A 17148-nucleotide genomic window follows, 5' to 3' on the forward strand; every position below is an offset into this window, starting at 1 on the left:
TTCCAGCAGCAGGCAGCGGCGCATCCCAGGGCTGTGGCGGCGGTGCACGGCGCGCACTCGCTGAGCTACTTTGAGCTGAACGCTCAGGCCAATCGCCTGGCCCATCACCTGATCGCGCACGGCGTGCAACCGGGCGATCACGTAGCGATTCTGCTACCGCGTTCGCTGGAACTGCTCGTGGCGCAACTGGCCGTCGCCAAGTGCGCGGCGGCCTATGTCCCGCTGGACATCAATGCACCGAGCGAACGCCAGGCGTTCATGGTCGAGGATTGCCGGGCGGTGGCGCTGTTGACCTTGAGCGGTGAAGTCATCGACTACGTCGCGCCGCGTATCGATCTGGACACGCTGACCCTCAACGGTCAGTCGACGCACAACCCGAATCTGTTGCAGTCGTCGGAGACGCTGGCGTACATCATGTACACCTCGGGCTCCACCGGCACCCCGAAAGGGGTGATGGTGCCGCACCGGGGCATCGGTCGCTTGGTGCTCAACAACGGTTACGCCGATTTCAATGCGCAGGATCGTGTGGTGTTCGCCTCCAACCCTGCGTTCGACGCCAGCACCATGGACATCTGGGGGCCGCTGCTCAATGGCGGTCGCGTGGTGGTCATCGACCATCAGACCTTGCTTGATCCGAATGCTTTCGGCCGTGAACTGAGTGCCACTGGCGCGACAATCCTCTTCATCACCACCGCGCTGTTCAACCAGTACGTGCAACTGATCCCGCAGGCGCTCAAAGGCTTGCGCATTCTGTTGTGCGGCGGCGAGCGTGGCGATCCAGCGGCGTTCCGGCGAATGCTGGCCGAGGCGCCAGCACTGCGCATCGTGCATTGCTACGGCCCGACTGAAACTACCACGTACGCGACAGCCTTTGCAGTGCGCGAAGTGGCGGAAAGCGCCGAGAGCGTGCCGATTGGCGGGCCGATCGGCAACACGCAGGTTTATGTGCTCGACGCGTATCAGCAACCGGTGCCGATGGGCGTGACTGGTGAGTTGTACATCGGCGGGCAGGGCGTGGCGCTGGGGTACCTGAACCGGCCGGATCTGACCGCTGAGAAATTCCTCCGCGATCCGTTCAGCGATAAGCCTGGCGCATTGCTCTATCGCACCGGCGATCTCGCACGCTGGCTGGCGCCGGGGCAACTCGATTGCATCGGGCGCAACGACGATCAGGTGAAGATCCGTGGCTTCCGCATCGAACTGGGGGAAATCGAAAATCGCCTGCTGAACTGCCCGGGCATCAAGGAAGCGGTGGTGCTGGCGCGCCGTGACGGACAGGACACCCCGCGTCTGGTGGCGTACTACACGGCGCACGATGGCGTCTTGGACAGCGCCGGACTGTACGCGCAATTGCATGCCCGTCTGCCGGAATACATGGTGCCCACCGCGTGGGTGCAACTCAGGGTGTTGCCGTTGAACAACAACGGCAAGGTCGACCGCAAGGCACTGCCGGCACCGACGCAGGAGGCGCTGCGCAGTCGGGTTTACGAGGCCCCGGCCAATCCACTGGAAATCAGCCTCGCACAAGTCTGGGCCGAGGTATTGCAGGTCGAACGGGTCGGTCGCCACGACAACTTCTTCGAACTCGGCGGCCACTCGTTGCTGGCAATGCGCATGCTCTCCCAGGTCCGCCAGCAATTGGGTGTGGAGCTGGCGCTGGCGGATCTGTTCGCCAACCCGGAACTGGCGGCGGTCGCCGAAGTGTTGAGTCAGGCCGAACGCAGTAGCTTGCCGGAGATTATGCCGGCACCGCGCGATCAGGCGTTGCCGTTGTCGTTCGCCCAGCAACGTTTGTGGTTCCTGGCGCAGATGGACGGCGGCAACACTGCCTACAACATTCCTCTGGGCCTGCATTTGCGTGGCCAGCTGAACGCCGTGGCATTGCAACGGGCATTGGCGCGGATCGTTGCGCGGCACGAATCCCTGCGCAGCCGTTTCGTGCAATCGAACGACCAGGCGCAGGTGCTGATTGCCCCGGTCGACAGTGGCCTGCCGCTGACTGAGGAAGATTGGCGGCAACAGCCACAGAGCGAAGAGGCCTTGCGCACCTTGCTCGACACGGAGGCGCGCGGGCCATTCAATTTGCAGGATGGCCCGGTGATTCGTGGACGTCTGGTGCGTCTGGCCGATGAACACCATGTGCTCTTGTTGACGATGCACCACATCATCTCCGACGGCTGGTCGATGGGCGTGCTCGCCCGTGAATTGATGGCGCTGTATGGGGCGTTCAGCCACGGCGAGGACGATCCGCTGCCGGCGCTGGCCTTGCAGTACGCCGACTATGCGCTGTGGCAGCGCCGCTGGCTCAGCGGCGAGGTGTTGCAGCGCCAAAGCGACTACTGGCAGCAGACCCTGGCCGGCGCCCCGGCATTGTTGAGCCTGCCGACCGACCGTCCGCGTCCGGCGCAACAGGATCACCGCGGCGGCAGCGTCGAGATTCTGCTGGACGCGCAGACCAGCGCCGGTCTCAAGGCGTTGTGTCAGTGCCACGCCGTGACGCCATACATGGTGATCATGAGCGCCTGGGCGATGTTGCTCGCTCGCTTGTCCGGGCAGTCCGATGTGGTGATCGGCTCGCCGGTGGCCAACCGTACCCGCGCCGAGATCGAAGGGTTGATCGGAATGTTCGTCAACACCCTCGCACTGCGTATCGATACCTCAGGCGATCTGACGGGCGCAGCGCTGCTGGCGCGGGTCAAGGCACAGACCCTGGCCGCGCAGGCGCATCAGGATCTGCCGTTCGAACACGTGGTGGAAATCACCCGGCCGCTGCGCAGTCTTTCTCACACACCGTTGTTCCAGACCCTGGTGAGCTGGGACAGCAGCGTCGCGCCAGCCCTGGCGCTGGGCGGGCTGACGCTGGAAGGCCTTGCCGGGGAAAGTCACTTTGTGAAGTTCGACCTGTCGCTGAGCCTGGGCGAAACCCCTCAAGGAATTCGTGGCTCGCTGCGCTACGCCACGGCGTTGTTCGATGAGGCGACCGTGCGGCGGTTTGTCGGTTATTTCCAGCGTTTGCTGGCAGCATTGGTCAGTGATGACCAAGCCGTGTTGGCGCAGATCAACCTGCTGGCGGCGGATGAACAACTGCGTTTGCTTGGCGATTTCAACGCGACAGCGGTTGATTGTCCGGTCGAGCAACCGGTGCAGAGCCTGTTCGAAGCGCAAGTCCAGCGTCAGCCGGACGCCATTGCCGTGCAGACTGACGAACACTGTCTGACTTACCGCGAACTTAATGCGCGTGCCAACCGCCTCGCCCGTCACCTGCGCGAGCAGGGTGTGGGGCCGGATGCGCGGGTGGCGCTGTGCGTCGAGCGTGGACTCGATCTGGTGGTGGGGTTGCTCGGCATTCTCAAGGCCGGTGGCGCTTACGTGCCGCTGGACCCTGCTTACCCGGCGGAGCGCCTGGACTTTATGCTCAGGGACTGTGCGCCGGTGGCGGTGCTGGTGCAGACGGCGACTCGATCGCTGTTTGCCGGGACCGACGCAGCAGTCATCGACTTTGACCAATGCACGTGGCACAAGCAATCGGAGAGCAATCTGCAGGTGCCCGGCCTCAACGCCTCGAATCTGGCCTACATGATCTACACCTCGGGTTCGACCGGCACACCAAAAGGCGTGATGCTCGAACACCGTGGCTTGTGCAATCTGGTGCATTGGGGCTCGCAGATTTGCCCGCCAACCGCGCACGGCGCGTTGTTGCAGAAGGCGCCTTTCAGTTTCGATGGTTCGGTGTGGGAGTTCTTCTGGCCGCTGACGGCGGGGGTACGTCTGGTATTGGCACGGCCGGGTGGTCATCGTGAGCCGGCGTATCTGGCGCAAGTGATTCGCCAGCAACGCGTGACGGTGGTCCAGTTCGTGCCGGCGCTGTTGCAGCAGTTTGTCGAATTGCAGGCTGTCAGTGAATGCACCAGCCTCACCGATATTTTCTGTGGTGGCGGCGAACTCACTGCGGCGCTGGCCGCTGCTGTGCGCCAGCAACTGCCGTGGGTGCGCCTGCATAACGTGTATGGCCCGACCGAAGCCACGGTCGACAGCACGGCATGGACGCTGGAACCGCACACGCCGGTGCCGTCCACCGAATTGCCGATCGGCAAAGCGATCTGCAACACCCGCCTGTATGTGCTCGATGCGCACGATCAACCGGTGCCGCTCGGCGTTATTGGCCAGTTGCACATCGGCGGCATCGGCGTGGCGCGCGGTTATATGGGGCTGCCGCAGATGCAGGTCGAGCGCTTTATCGACAACCCGTTTGTGGCCGGTGATCGCTTGTACCGCACCGGCGATCTGGTGCGCTACCGCGCTGACGGCAACCTCGAATTCCGCGGGCGCAACGACTTCCAGGTCAAGCTGCATGGCTTGCGTCTGGAACCCGGTGAAATCGAAGCGCGGTTGATCCAGCACCCGCAGGTTCGCGAAGCGGTGGTGCTGATGCGCGACGAGCGTCTGGTCGGGTATTTCACTGCGGTTGATGGCAGGGCTGTGCCTGCGATCGACACGCTGCGCGCGTTCATCCTCGAACAATTGCCCGAGTACATGGTGCCGGGTGCGTTTGTTGCGCTCGACGTTTTGCCGTTGAGTCCCAACGGCAAGATCGACCGTCAGGAGCTGCCGGCACCGGGCCTCGACGCGGTGCTCAGCCGTCACTACGAAGCGCCTCAAGGCGAAATCGAAACCTTGCTGGCACGAGTCTGGAGTGAAGTGCTGAATGTCGAGCAGGTCGGACGTCACGACAACTTCTTCGAATTGGGCGGGCATTCGTTGCTGGCGATTCGGCTGGTCAACCTGCTGCAACGTGCAGGGCAACAGGTGACGCTGGCGCAGGTATTCCAGCGTCCGAGCATTGAGGCGCTGGCCGCGTTGCTCAGTCGGTCCGACGCAACGCTCGCGCAGCCCGAAGGCGTGGTCGTGGTGCGACCGGGGGAGGGCGGCAATGCGCTGTTCCTGATCCATGAGTTCAGCGGCCGGGACGTGTATTTCCCAGCATTGGGGATGCATATCGAAGGGCAGTTTCCCATTTATGGTTTGCCCGGCGTGCCGCTGGGACAACCGCAACTGCGCACCCTTGAATGCATGGCCACGCGGCTGGTCGGAATTATCCGGACGTTGCAGCCGCATGGGCCGTATCGTCTGGCCGGGTGGTCTTTCGGTGGTTTGCTGGCGTATGAAATCGCCCAGCAATTGCTCGGTCTCGATGAGGCGGTGGCGTTTGTCGGCCTGCTCGATACCTATGCACCGCATCCGGCCAGCCAGGATAAAACCCGTTGGGGCGGCGAGCATCACGATAAACGTCAGTTGATCGAGCATTGCCGTGCGCGTTCGCAGATGCGTGGAGAAGAAGGGCTGTCAGCGTTGGCTGAGGTCGAGCGGCTGGAGGCTGAAGTCGAGCTCATCGCGTTCGACCAACTGTTCCAGCGTTGCTGCGAGCAGCAGTTGCCGGACCCGGAACTGGCCGCACTGAGCGCAGCGGATGCCTGGAGTTACTTTGATCGCGAGGCCGCTCATGGCCTGGCGCTGGCGCATTACCGGGTCAGCCCGGCCAGCCAGCCAGTGCATTTGTTCCGCGCTCGGGCACTGATGCCAGGGCAGGCGAAGCCGAGTCCGACTCGTGGCTGGGAATCGAAAGTCGCCAGCGATTTTCTGCGTTGCATCGATGTGCCGGGGGATCATCGCAGCATGATGAAAAGCCCGGATATCGAGGCACTCGGCCAAGCGCTCAGTCAGGCAATGGCGGTAGCACAGGCACCGCAGCCACAGGCTTATCAGCCGGTGCTGACCATCCAGAGCGGACACGCCGGGCATGCGCCGGTCTTCTGTGTGCCGGGCGCGGGCGACAGTGTTACCGGGTTTATCCACCTGACCGAAGCACTGGGGCCGGAATGGCCGATTTTCGGTTTGCAACCGCGCGGGCTCGATGGCAGTGGCGTGCCGCACAGCCAGGTTGAAGCGGCAGCGAAGTGCTATCTGCAAGCTGTCGAGCAGTTGTATCCGGAAGGTGCGGTGCACTTGATCGGTCATTCCTTCGGCGGATGGGTCGCGCACGCCATGGCGGCGCAGTTGCAGGCGTCCGGGCGTGAAGTGGCATCGTTGACCCTGATAGACAGTGAATCTCCCGGTGGCAACGGTACGGCCGGCAGACCGTACACCACGACTGCCGCGCTGGAACGTTTGATCGAGACGTTGCAACTGTCCAGCGGCAAATCGCTGGGCATTGATCCGCTGGCGTTCGCCGAGGCTGACGAGCCTACGCAAATGTCCCTGCTGCACGAGGGCATGGTGCGCGCTGGTGTGTTGTCTGCGCGTTCGTCAGCGCAAGCGTTGCACGGGCCGGTCCGCACCTTCGCCACGGCATTGCGCACGGTCTATCAACCACTACTGGCCTACACCGGCCCGGTGGGGCTGGCGCTGGTCGATGACCCGACGCTGGATGCGTGGGGCAATCAGCGCGAGCAAGCGGCAATGGTTGAAGGTTGGCAACGCCAGGTCGCGGATCTGGCGGTGTGGTACGGGCCGGGCAATCACTTCACGATTCTCAAGGCGCCCAACGTCTTCAGTCTCGCGGCGTGGTGGCATGACGGCCTGAAAGTGCCGGCCGGCCAAGTGGTGTCCTGATTGTTGTTTATCTACCAGAGCCCGGCCGCTGGCCGGGCTCACCCCTGAACGGACTTGTGGTCATTTATGGAAAAGTCGAAGTTGCGCAAAGTCGGTATGGGTCTGGCGTTAGTGGCAGTAGCGGGATTGGCATTCTACGCGGTGCAGGCACCAGCCGAGGCGCCGCAATACCTGACCGCGCCGGTGGAACGCAGTGATATTGAAAACGCGGTGCTGGCCACCGGGTTGCTCGAAGGCATCAAGCAAGTGGACGTCGGCGCGCAAGTGTCCGGGCAGTTGAAGTCGCTCAAGGTCAAGGTCGGCGACAAGGTGAAGAAGGGCCAGTGGCTGGCGGAAATCGATCCGCTGGTATTGCAGAACACCCTGCGTCAGGCCCAGGTTGATGAGGAAAATCTGCAGGCGCAAAAACGTGCCACCCAGGCTCAACTGAGGCAGACCAAAGCGATTTACGAGCGCTACAAGAACCTGCAGGACGACGCGTCGATCTCGCGCCAGGATTTTGAAACCGCCGAGTCTGACTATCAGGTCCAGCAGGCCAATCTGATGTCGCTGGATGCGCAGATCAAAAGTGCGCACATCCAGATTGACACGGCCAAGGTCAATCTGGCGTATACGCGCATCGTCGCGCCAATCGATGGCGACGTGGTCGGCGTGGTAACGCAGGAAGGGCAAACGGTGATCGCCAGCCAACTGGCGCCGGTCCTGCTGAAACTGGCGGATCTGGACACCATGACGGTCAAGGCGCAGGTCTCCGAGGCCGATGTGATCCACATCGCCCCGGGGCAAGAGGTGTACTTCACCATTCTTGGCGAGGACAAACGCTACTACGCGAAACTGCGCGGCACGGACCCGGCGCCACAGAACTTTCTTGAAACGCCGCCCGCCGGTACACCGAAGCAAAGCAGCGCGGTGTTCTACAACGCCTTGTTCGAGGTGGCGAACCCCGACCATCGTCTGCGCATTTCGATGACCGCGCAGGTGCGCATTATCCTCGACACCGCCAAGGCTGTGCTGACCGTGCCAGTGGCGGCACTCGGGCCGCGCAATGACGATGGCAGTTTCCCGGTACGGGTGCTGGACGCCAAGGGCCACGCGCAGTCGCGCAATGTGCACACCGGGATCAACAACAACGTCAAAGTGCAGATCAATGATGGTCTGGCTGAAGGTGATCGCGTGGTCATCGGTGATCCGCTGACCAATGTGGGGGGAGCCTGAGCATGAGCAAGCCACTGTTACAGCTCACCGGCATCACCCGCAGTTTCACCGCCGGTGACCGCGAATTCCTCGCGCTGAAGAACATCGACCTGACGATCAATGCCGGGGAAATGGTCGCGATCATTGGCGCCTCGGGTTCCGGTAAGTCGACGCTGATGAACATCCTCGGTTGCCTTGATTACGCCACCGCCGGCAGCTACAGGATCAACGGCCAGGAAACCCGCGATCTGGACAATCAGGCCTTGGCTGAACTGCGCCGTGACTACTTCGGCTTCATCTTCCAGCGTTATCACTTGCTGCCCCATTTGAGCGCGATGCACAACGTCGAGATGCCGGCGATTTACGCCGGCACGCCGCAGCTTCAGCGCCATGCCCGCGCCCGGGAGTTGTTGGCGCGGCTGGGCCTGGAAGGCCACCTGACACATCGGCCGAGCCAGCTCTCCGGCGGCCAGCAGCAGCGCGTGAGTATCGCCCGGGCCTTGATGAACGGTGGCGAAGTGATCCTTGCCGACGAACCGACTGGCGCCCTCGATACCGCCAGCGGTAAAGAGGTGATGCGCATCCTGCTGGAGCTGCACGCGGCGGGGCATACGGTGATTCTGGTGACCCACGACCCGAAAGTCGCGGCCAACGCCGAGCGCATCATCGAAGTCAGCGACGGCGAAATCCTCAGCGACCGCGCCAACGAACGTGACACCACGCATCTGCTCAGCGACGCACCGGTGACGCCGAAAGCCACCGCTTCGCGGCGTCTGGTAGCCAGCCTCGGCCTGTTCAAAGAAGCGTTCGCCATGGCCTGGGTAGCGTTGATTTCCCATCGCATGCGCACCTTGCTGACCATGCTGGGCATCGTCATCGGCATCACCTCGGTGGTGTCGATTTCGGCGGTTGGGGAGGGCGCGAAGAACTATGTGCTCAAGGACATCGCGGCCATTGGCAGCAACACCATCGATGTCTATCCCGGCACGAGCTACGGCGACAAACGTGCAGCGGCCATCGAAACCCTGACACCGGCCGATGTCACCGCGCTGAATCAGCTGTACTACGTCGACAGCGCCACGCCGATGATTGGCCGCAGCCTGTTGCTGCGTTACCGCAATATCGATCTGGATGCGCAGGTGAACGGCGTCAGCGATCAGTACTTCAAGGTGCGCGGCATCAAGATGGCCGCGGGTATTGCGTTCAGCGAAAACGATGCTCGGCGCCAGGCACAGGTGGTGGTCATCGATCACAACACCCGGCAGCGCCTGTTCGGGCAAGACATCGATCCGTTGGGCCAGGTGATCCTGATCGGTAACCTGCCGTGCACGGTGATCGGTGTGGCCGCGCAGGATAAAAGCCTGTTTGCCTCGGGCAAGACCCTCAACGTCTGGGTGCCTTACGAAACCGCCGCCGGACGGATGTTGGGCCAGCGTTATCTGGACAGCATCAGCGTGCGCATGAAGGAGGGCCAGCCGAGCAAAGTGGTGGAGGAACACGTCACCCGACTGTTGTTGCAACGCCACGGCACCAAGGACTTTTTTACCAACAACCTCGACAGCGTCTTACAGACGGTGCAGAAAACCAGCCGCTCGCTGGCGTTGCTGCTGTCGCTGATTGCGGTGATTTCTTTGGTGGTTGGCGGTATCGGGGTGATGAACATCATGCTGGTGTCGGTCACTGAGCGTACCCGCGAGATCGGTATCCGCATGGCGGTCGGCGCCCGGCAGTCGGACATTCGTCAGCAGTTTCTGGTGGAAGCGGTAATGGTCTGTCTGCTCGGTGGCGCGATCGGCATTTCCCTGTCGTATGCCATCGGCCATCTGTTTTCGCTGTTCATCAAGGAATGGGAGATGGTGTTTTCAATGGCCTCGGTAATGATGGCGGTGTTCTGTTCGACCCTGATCGGCGTGGTGTTCGGCTTCGTGCCCGCGCGCAACGCTTCGCGGCTCGACCCGATCGAAGCGCTGGCGCGGGACTGACCTCGCGTGGTCAGGGGGAGGCCGCGCTGTCCTGCGGCGAATACATCCACTTCATCAGCGAGTGCCGACCGCTGATGCCCAGTTTGATCGCAGCGCGCTTGAGGTAACTCTCGACGGTGTTGACCTTCAGCTGCAACTGCGCGGCCAGTTCCGGCGCGGTGTGCCCGGCGAGCAGGCCGATGCACACTTCGCTTTCGCGGTTCGACAGCTTCATCCCCAACTGCTGCAAACGCTCGTTGAAGCGCAGGCGCAGTGTCTCCAGCCCGCTGGTTTCGCTGGCTGGCGCCAGACTTTGCGCATCGATCTCCAGCGGCTGCACAGCGTGGATGTGTTTTTCCACCATCGGCAGCAGCACCGGGGAGATGTCCTGCAACAGGCTGCGTTCCTGCGCAGAAAAACGTTCCGACTGATCGTTGCGGTACACCGAAATCACGTAGCGGTAACCGTCCTTGCGCCGGGTCAGGTGCAATTGCATGGCGTCGGCGGCGGTCGAGGATGGCTCGGGTGGCGGTCGGTCACTGTGCTCGCTGAACAGGGTATCGGCTCGCAGCGCCTCGTCCTTCATCGGCTCGGGTTCGCAGTGCTGCGTCACCGGTTCGACGCGCATCTGGCGGATATGTGTGGCGTCAATCGCCAGTTGCGTGCGGATCAAGTCATGCAGCATGCGCGGGAAATGGCGGCTGCCGGTGCTGGCGATGACTTTGCCGATGTGCGGAAACAGGTGTGAGTTCATGACTTCATCCGTGATTGGCAATGGGGGCTCGTGTCCTTGCAGCCCGGCGTAACGCTCCTTGGCCGGGAAAATTCTGCAGGTTTGGATCCTATCCTAGTACAACGTTTGAACTTGCGTTTAATCAACCGTCAATGTGTGCGTTGCGATGATGCGCGATTTAAATAGTATGACGATTGGAGGCCGGCGCAGAAACACGTACTCTTGCCGCTGCGCTGCAAAGATCAAAACAACAACAGGAGTCTGTAATGCAACCGATTCGTCTCGGCCTGGTGGGCTACGGCAAGATCGCCCAGGATCAACACGTCCCCGCCATCCTCGCCAACCCGGCGTTCCAGTTGGTGGCGGTCGCCACTCAGGGCAAACCTTGCGCCGGGGTGGAAAACTTCCAGTCGCTTGGCGAACTGCTCGAGAACGGCCCGGCCGTCGACGCGATTGCGTTCTGCACGCCGCCGCAGGGGCGTTTCGCGCTGGTGCAACAGGCATTGGCGGCCGGCAAGCATGTACTGGTGGAAAAGCCGCCCTGCGCGACATTGGGCGAGGCCATGGCCTTGGTCGATCAGGTTGCCGAACAAGGCGTCAGCGCTTTGTTCGCCTGGCATTCGCGCTACGCACCGGGTATCGCCGCCGCCCGTGGCTGGCTGGCCAGCCGCACCCTGCAAAGCGTGCAGATTGACTGGAAGGAAGATGTACGCAAGTGGCATCCGGGCCAGACGTGGATCTGGCAACCGGGTGGCCTCGGTGTGTTCGATCCGGGCATCAACGCTTTGTCGATCATCACCCACCTGCTGGCGTTGCCGCTGTTTGTCGAAGCCGCCGAACTGCGCGTGCCGAGCAACTGCCAGTCGCCGATTGCCGCATCGATCAAAATGTCCGATGCGCGTCGCCTCGACGTGCGCGCCGAGTTCGATTTCGACCACGGCCACGACGAACTGTGGAGCATCGAAATCCGCTGCGCCGAAGGCGTCCTGCGCCTGGACAACGGCGGTGCCGTGCTGAGCATCGACGGCATTCGGCAAAGCGTGTCGGAAGAGGGCGAGTACGCAGCGGTCTACCGCCACTTCCAGCAACTGATCGGCGACAAGGCCAGCGACCTGGATCTGCAACCGTTGCGCCTGGTGGCGGACAGTTTCTTTGTGGGCAGCCGGGCGTTGGTTGAGCCGTTTTACGATTGAGGTTGATTGTCCGGTTTGAGTGGACGGTGAAACGCTTTTCAGCCGATTTATCCCTTTGCTGTGCGTCAGTAATCTGTACCCAACTTGAACGCAACAACAAAACTTCAAACTTGAAAAGGGACGCACACCATGACCACTCCAACCTACAACCGCCTGAACAAAGACGACGCTATCGTGCTGCTGGTTGACCACCAGACCGGTCTGATCTCGCTGGTGCAGGATTTCTCGCCGAACGAGTTCAAGAACAACGTGCTGGCGCTGGCGGATCTGGCCAAGTTCTTCGACCTGCCAACGATCCTCACCACCAGCTTCGAACAAGGCCCGAACGGCCCGCTGGTGCCAGAGCTGAAAGAGATGTTCCCGGACGCGCCGTACATCGCTCGTCCTGGTCAGATCAACGCCTGGGACAACGAGGACTTCGTCAAGGCGATCAAGGCCACCGGGCGCAAGCAGATCATCATTGCCGGTGTGGTAACGGATGTGTGTGTAGCGTTCCCGACCCTGTCGGCACTGGCGGAAGGTTTTGATGTGTTTGTGGTGACTGATGCGTCCGGCACCTTCAACACCACCGTGCAGCAAGCCGCGTGGAGCCGCATGACTCAAGCCGGCGCACAAATGATGAACTGGTTCTCGGTGGCCTGCGAACTGCACCGCGACTGGCGCAACGACATTGAAGGCCTGGGCAACCTGCTGTCGCAGCGCATCCCCAACTACCGCAACCTGATGAACAGCTACTCGGCGCTGACGCAGCAAAAGTGAGTCATCGCTAACTAAAAAGCCTGCTTTGAAAGCAGGCTTTTGCGTTTTCACTCGATTGGCTGCGTTCTGTAAGTTTTATACAGTTGCTGAATGTCAGGATTGTCGAGATTCGCGTAAATGATTCCTTCCTTATCCAGACCGTCTAACCCTTTGATACCGCCAATCACTCCAGGCCATTCCTCACGGCTTGAGATGTCTACGACGTGGGGTTTCAGATATTCGTCCAAGTGACCTCTGAAGGGATCGCGGATCTCGTCGCTGAGCGCTCGCAAATATGCATCTTTGTTGGTCTTCGACCAATCGATGGCAAACCTGGCCCGATAGCACAGCTCCATGTAAACGAGCAGGATAGTCCGTCCGTTTCCATCCAGAAACGGATGAGCCGAAGCCAATTGCCCCATCACCTCGCCTGGGCGATCACGGAAACGTTTTTTGTTTGCAGCGAGCTCCAGCGCATATTCGATGGATCTTTTGATCAGCTCTGGACGCTCGAAAGGTGTGTGATGCGGATCGTCTAGCGATCCTTTGAAAACCGCCAGATGGGGAACCAGCTCATTTCTGTCTTTACCTGACCATGGATAGAAACCGGCGAACAGGATTTCATGAGTCTTGAGTACCGCTTGATAGTTGATGGGTCTTCTTTTTGCCAGATAGGCAAGCGCTTCTTCGATACTGGCCTCGAACGAGAGATGTTCCGATTCCTTGACTTCAACCGGGTCTTTGAGCTTGAGCGAGTTGCGAAGGTAGCCTTCAGTTTCGAAATCGCCGAAGGGGTCGAACGTCATGCGCTGAGCTGCTTCTTCGAATGCCTTTTTTCCTGAAGGTAACGTCCTTGCAAGGCCATGATTTCAGCCTTGTTCAAGACACCCTTTCGCTTCAGGTTGACCAGCAGTTGCTCCACACTGTCCAGTTCAACGGCATCACCGGCCAGCCGCGTTATCGTCAGCGCCATGCGACTCAGTCCGTCACGCTCGGCGCCCACCCGGTGTTTTTCCGCGAGCTTGCGAACTTCGCTCGCGACGCTGTCAGTGGCTGATTCGCTCATTTTCTAACCCCTCGTTGTCTCTGTCGGAGCATAGCATGGCGTCGTTCTGGGGGATTAACCGTCAAGCATTTCGACTTTTGGCATTGTCCGGTTTGAGTGGACGGTGAAACGCTTTTCAGCCGATTTATCCCTTTGCTATGCGTCAGTAATCTGTACCCAACTTGAACGCAACAACAAAACTTCAAACTTGAAAAGGGACGTACACCATGACCACTCCAACCTACAACCGCCTGAACAAAGACGACGCTATCGTGCTGCTGGTTGACCACCAGACCAGTCTGATCTCGCTGGTGCAGGACTTCTCGCCGAACGAGTTCAAGAACAACGTGCTGGCGCTGGCGGATCTGGCCAAATTTTTCGACCTGCCAACGATCCTCACCACCAGCTTCGAACAAGGCCCGAACGGCCCGCTGGTGCCAGAGCTGAAAGAGATGTTCCCGGACGCGCCGTACATCGCTCGTCCTGGTCAGATCAACGCCTGGGACAACGAGGACTTCGTCAAGGCGATCAAGGCCACCGGGCGCAAGCAGATCATCATCGCCGGTGTTGTAACTGATGTGTGTGTAGCGTTCCCGACCCTGTCGGCACTGGCAGAAGGTTTTGATGTGTTTGTGGTGACTGACGCGTCCGGCACCTTCAACACCACCGTGCAGCAAGCCGCGTGGAGCCGCATGACTCAAGCCGGCGCACAAATGATGAACTGGTTCTCGGTGGCCTGTGAGCTGCACCGCGACTGGCGCAACGACATTGAAGGCCTGGGTAATCTGCTGTCGCAACGTATCCCCAACTACCGCAACCTGATGAACAGCTACTCGGCGCTGACGCAGCAGAAGTGAGTCATCGCTTACTAAAAAGCCTGCTTTGAAAGCAGGCTTTTTGCATTTATGCCCGCCAGGCCAGCCACCGTTCGTCCATTGTCGGGCACTTGTCATGCGCTGGCATTTCACACGTTCAGGTACCTATCGCTGAATCACATTGGAGACCGACATGGACATTGACGAAAACGCACCGGGCAACCAGTCGCAACAAGCCGTGACGCGCACCACCGACAACGAGACCGGGCACGATCCCAAGCGGGAAAGTCCCGAGGTGCCCTTGCCGCCGGACGATGAAGCGCCGGTTGAGGAAGACATGTCGGATGTGGATGCGGCCAACTCGGTTTCGACGGAGCATCCACCTTCACGCTGATAGAGTGGTATCAGGGGAATGCTCCCTGTGATGGTCAACCCGGATAGTTCCCTCTCCTCGGGGAGAGGGCTAGGGTGAGGGGCTTTCCCTGGCTGCCTGATGCAGTTCAGTCACCGACATCGTGAACACCAGTTTCGAGCGCCCATGGTTGGCATACCCATGCGTCACATCCGTCCGCGCTACCGCCGAACACCCGGGCCCGACAATCAGCTCGGCATCGCCAACCGTCAAATGCAACGTGCCTTTCTCGACGTGAAATAACTCGGTGGTGCCGTTCGGGTGCCCGGCTGAAGCAAACGACTCGCCGGGAAACAACTCCCAGCGCCACAACTCGAGCATGTTCGGGCCGCTGGTACCGGCCAGCAATCGTGCCGAACCGCCCAGCTCGCCGCGCCACAGCGTAGGGATGTCCTGACTGTCGATCAGGTGCGCCGCCGGGGTCGCGGCGACATTGACGAAGTCCGCCACGGACAAGCCCAGCGCCGCGGCGATTTTGCACAAGGTGGCGATGCTCGGGTTGGCCGAGCCTTTCTCGATCTCGACCACCATGCCTTTGCTCACGCCCGAGCGTCGGGACAGTTCGTCGAGTGTGATGCTCTGCTGTTTGCGTGCCTGTTTGAGCGTGCGGGAAACCGCTGCGCTGACGGTCTGGACGTCGGCGCCGGCCTCGGTCGGTATATTGACTTTATTGGTCATTGGTCGCTAGCATCGTTGGAAATTCGGGTATGAGGGGGATTCTGGGATGCTGTCTGTCGTGCCGTCAATCGATCCGGCTATTGCGCAATTGGCGCCGGGCTTCAGAGCGCTGAGTATTGTCGTGCAAGCCGCACCGATTCTTGACGCTGAGGTGGCAGGTCTTGCGCTGGCCAGAGCCTGCCAGGCCGTCGCCGCCGGTGGCCCGCAGTGGGCGCCTGCGCATTTGCAGGCCTGGGCCGACGTGTTCCGCCAGTTCGGCGCCAAGCCGCAGCGCACGCCTTGCTCGGCCGAAGCACTGCGCAAACGCGTATTGCGCGACGGCAACTTGCCGAGCATCGATCCGGTGGTCGACCTGTACAACGCCATCAGCCTCGAATACGCGATTCCCGTAGGCGGCGAAAACGCCGAAGCCTATGTCGGCTCACCGCGCCTGGTCGTGGCCGATGGCAGCGAACCGTTCGATACGATGAAGGAAGGCCAGCCTGCGCATGAGTTCCCGGAAGCCGGGGAAGTGGTCTGGCGCGATGACCAAGGCGTGACCTGCCGACGGTGGAACTGGCGCCAGGGCGTACGAACCCGCCTTGACGCCCAGGCCCAGCACATGTGGTTCATCCTCGAAAGCCTGCCGGCCATGCCGCTGGAAGCGCTGACCGAGGCCGGCGACAGGCTGATCGAAGGTTTGCAGCAGATGATGCCCGGCGCCGAGATTGAAAGCATGTTGATCGGGCCGGGGGCGCGGTAGGTTCGATAATGTCACTGAATCTTCAGGCTGGCAGAGTTCCCTTGTAGGAGTGAGCCTGCTCGCGATCGCGTTAGGCCAGTCAACATCTTCATTGACTGGCGTGACGCGATCGCGAGCAGGCTCACTCCTACAGTTGATTGGGTTTTTTCAGGAGGAATGTAGCCTCAGTAAGGGCTTGCCGTTGGGCGCACGATCAGTTCGCTGACGTCGACATCTGCCGGTTGTTCAACGGCGTAGGCAATCGCGCGGGCGATGGCTTCGGCGGGGATGGCGATCTTGCGGAAAGACTTCATCTCGGCGCGGCCGCCTTCGTCGGAGATGCTGTCGGCCAGTTCCGATTCGGTCACGCCCGGTGCAATGACGGTGACGCGGACATCGCCGCCGACCTCTTGGCGCAAGCCTTCGGAAATGGCCCGTACGGCGTACTTGGTCGCGCAGTACACCGCCGCGGTAGGGCTGACCGCGTAGGCGCCGATCGAGGCGATGTTGATGATCTGCCCGGCGCGCTGGCGCTGCATCAACGGCAGGCTGGCGGCGATGCCGTGGAGTACGCCACGGATGTTGACGTCGATCATGCGGTTCCACTCATCGACCTTCAGCGCGTCCAGCCGCGATAACGGCATGACCCCAGCGTTGTTGACCAGCACATCGACGCGGCCGTAATGCTCGACGGCGAAATCGACGAAGCGCTGGACATCCTGCTGATCGGTGACGTCCAGTGCGCGGAACTGCGCGTGGCCACCGGCGCCGTTGATCTCCTCGGCAATCAGCGCCAGACGCTCGGTGCGCCGCGCGCCCAACACCACTTTGGCGCCACGGCTGGCGAGCAGACGTGCGGTGGCTTCGCCGATGCCGCTGCTGGCGCCGGTAATCACGATCACTTTGTCTTGAATATTCAGCATGATGTCTTCCTCTTCGCGGTGCCCGGGAGTGGGCTTGGAAGAAGGTTATGCGCGGAGGCTCTCAGGCTATTAATCGATTCCTCCACGCAATTTGCCCAATTCTGCTGCGTCGCTTTTCGAGCGGTT

General features: G+C 61.1%; 13 protein-coding genes (1 of these 13 cut by a window edge). 8 read left to right on the forward strand and 5 right to left on the reverse strand.

All coding sequences use genetic code 11. The annotated features are described in order from the left end of the window. The 3 genes from J2Y90_RS16400 to J2Y90_RS16410 form a co-directional block, all read left to right on the forward strand. Positions 1–6609, forward strand: the 3' end of a protein-coding gene (locus J2Y90_RS16400; RefSeq protein ID WP_367399438.1) for a non-ribosomal peptide synthase/polyketide synthase. 11235 nt of this gene lie to the left of the window's left edge; only the last 6609 of its 17844 coding nucleotides appear in the window; its start codon lies beyond the left edge, outside the window; it ends in the stop codon at positions 6607–6609. Positions 6610–6675: 66 nt separating this feature from the next. Next, a complete protein-coding gene (macA, locus tag J2Y90_RS16405; RefSeq protein WP_253500855.1) occupies positions 6676–7824 on the forward strand; it encodes a macrolide transporter subunit MacA in 1149 nt (382 codons plus the stop codon). Positions 7825–7826: 2 nt separating this feature from the next. Next, complete coding sequence (locus J2Y90_RS16410) at positions 7827–9785, forward strand: MacB family efflux pump subunit (protein ID WP_253500856.1); 1959 nt, start codon at positions 7827–7829, stop codon at positions 9783–9785. Positions 9786–9795: 10 nt separating this feature from the next. Here the strand turns inward: J2Y90_RS16410 and J2Y90_RS16415 are convergent, their stop codons facing one another. Further along, entirely contained in the window at positions 9796–10518 is a 723-nt protein-coding gene (locus tag J2Y90_RS16415) for a helix-turn-helix transcriptional regulator (protein ID WP_253500857.1), read from the reverse strand. 245 nt (positions 10519–10763) lie between these two features. On the opposite strand from J2Y90_RS16415, the gene J2Y90_RS16420 reads away from it, so the two are divergent. Together J2Y90_RS16420 and ycaC (J2Y90_RS16425) are read left to right on the forward strand one after the other, a co-directional pair. Then, positions 10764–11690, forward strand: coding sequence for a Gfo/Idh/MocA family protein (locus J2Y90_RS16420; RefSeq protein ID WP_253500858.1), 927 nt, complete (start codon positions 10764–10766; stop codon positions 11688–11690). Positions 11691–11819: 129 nt separating this feature from the next. Beyond that, on the forward strand, positions 11820–12449 hold the full coding sequence (gene ycaC / locus J2Y90_RS16425) for an isochorismate family cysteine hydrolase YcaC (RefSeq protein ID WP_016774235.1): 630 nt from the start codon (positions 11820–11822) through the stop codon (positions 12447–12449). A gap of 47 nt (positions 12450–12496) precedes the next feature. Here the strand turns inward: ycaC (J2Y90_RS16425) and J2Y90_RS16430 are convergent, their stop codons facing one another. Then, a complete protein-coding gene (locus J2Y90_RS16430; RefSeq protein ID WP_253500859.1) occupies positions 12497–13234 on the reverse strand; it encodes a Fic family protein in 738 nt (245 codons plus the stop codon). Beyond that, positions 13231–13494 (reverse strand): hypothetical protein, encoded by a 264-nt coding sequence (locus tag J2Y90_RS16435; RefSeq protein ID WP_253500860.1) that lies wholly within the window; start codon positions 13492–13494, stop codon positions 13231–13233. Before J2Y90_RS16435 ends, J2Y90_RS16430 begins: the two co-directional genes overlap by 4 nt. A 206-nt stretch (positions 13495–13700) precedes the next feature. Between J2Y90_RS16435 and ycaC (J2Y90_RS16440) the strand changes: the two genes are divergently transcribed. Both ycaC (J2Y90_RS16440) and J2Y90_RS16445 read left to right on the forward strand, forming a co-directional pair. Continuing rightward, on the forward strand, positions 13701–14330 hold the full coding sequence (gene ycaC / locus J2Y90_RS16440) for an isochorismate family cysteine hydrolase YcaC (protein WP_253500861.1): 630 nt from the start codon (positions 13701–13703) through the stop codon (positions 14328–14330). A 151-nt stretch (positions 14331–14481) separates the two neighbouring features. Next, on the forward strand, positions 14482–14682 hold the full coding sequence (locus J2Y90_RS16445; RefSeq protein ID WP_253500862.1) for a hypothetical protein: 201 nt from the start codon (positions 14482–14484) through the stop codon (positions 14680–14682). 69 nt (positions 14683–14751) lie between these two features. Here J2Y90_RS16445 and J2Y90_RS16450 read toward each other — a convergent pair whose 3' ends face one another. Further along, complete coding sequence (locus J2Y90_RS16450) at positions 14752–15378, reverse strand: helix-turn-helix domain-containing protein (protein ID WP_253500863.1); 627 nt, start codon at positions 15376–15378, stop codon at positions 14752–14754. 46 nt (positions 15379–15424) lie between these two features. Here J2Y90_RS16450 and J2Y90_RS16455 point away from each other — a divergent pair, with 46 nt between their 5' ends. After that, the gene (locus J2Y90_RS16455; RefSeq protein WP_253500864.1) at positions 15425–16120 is read left to right on the forward strand and encodes a B3/B4 domain-containing protein; all 696 of its coding nucleotides are present in this window, start codon (positions 15425–15427) and stop codon (positions 16118–16120) included. 164 nt (positions 16121–16284) lie between these two features. Here the strand turns inward: J2Y90_RS16455 and J2Y90_RS16460 are convergent, their stop codons facing one another. Then, the gene (locus J2Y90_RS16460; RefSeq protein WP_253500865.1) at positions 16285–17022 is read right to left on the reverse strand and encodes an SDR family oxidoreductase; all 738 of its coding nucleotides are present in this window, start codon (positions 17020–17022) and stop codon (positions 16285–16287) included. Between the last annotated feature and the right edge of the window lie 126 nt (positions 17023–17148).

Origin of the sequence: Pseudomonas koreensis, assembly GCF_024169245.1 — a bacterium.
In the GTDB taxonomy this organism is placed as follows: Bacteria; Pseudomonadota; Gammaproteobacteria; order Pseudomonadales; family Pseudomonadaceae; genus Aquipseudomonas; species Aquipseudomonas koreensis_F.

What these genes read in the sequence shown, in the direction of transcription:
- macA (WP_253500855.1), top strand. Translation starts at nt 6,676, where the DNA reads ATGGAAAAGTCGAAGTTGCGCAAAGTCGGTATGGGTCTGGCGTTAGTG.
- J2Y90_RS16410 (WP_253500856.1), top strand. Translation starts at nt 7,827, where the DNA reads ATGAGCAAGCCACTGTTACAGCTCACCGGCATCACCCGCAGTTTCACC.
- J2Y90_RS16415 (WP_253500857.1), bottom strand. Translation starts at nt 10,518, where the DNA reads ATGAACTCACACCTGTTTCCGCACATCGGCAAAGTCATCGCCAGCACC.
- J2Y90_RS16420 (WP_253500858.1), top strand. Translation starts at nt 10,764, where the DNA reads ATGCAACCGATTCGTCTCGGCCTGGTGGGCTACGGCAAGATCGCCCAG.
- ycaC (WP_016774235.1), top strand. Translation starts at nt 11,820, where the DNA reads ATGACCACTCCAACCTACAACCGCCTGAACAAAGACGACGCTATCGTG.
- J2Y90_RS16430 (WP_253500859.1), bottom strand. Translation starts at nt 13,234, where the DNA reads ATGACGTTCGACCCCTTCGGCGATTTCGAAACTGAAGGCTACCTTCGC.
- J2Y90_RS16435 (WP_253500860.1), bottom strand. Translation starts at nt 13,494, where the DNA reads ATGAGCGAATCAGCCACTGACAGCGTCGCGAGCGAAGTTCGCAAGCTC.
- ycaC (WP_253500861.1), top strand. Translation starts at nt 13,701, where the DNA reads ATGACCACTCCAACCTACAACCGCCTGAACAAAGACGACGCTATCGTG.
- J2Y90_RS16445 (WP_253500862.1), top strand. Translation starts at nt 14,482, where the DNA reads ATGGACATTGACGAAAACGCACCGGGCAACCAGTCGCAACAAGCCGTG.
- J2Y90_RS16450 (WP_253500863.1), bottom strand. Translation starts at nt 15,378, where the DNA reads ATGACCAATAAAGTCAATATACCGACCGAGGCCGGCGCCGACGTCCAG.
- J2Y90_RS16455 (WP_253500864.1), top strand. Translation starts at nt 15,425, where the DNA reads ATGCTGTCTGTCGTGCCGTCAATCGATCCGGCTATTGCGCAATTGGCG.
- J2Y90_RS16460 (WP_253500865.1), bottom strand. Translation starts at nt 17,022, where the DNA reads ATGCTGAATATTCAAGACAAAGTGATCGTGATTACCGGCGCCAGCAGC.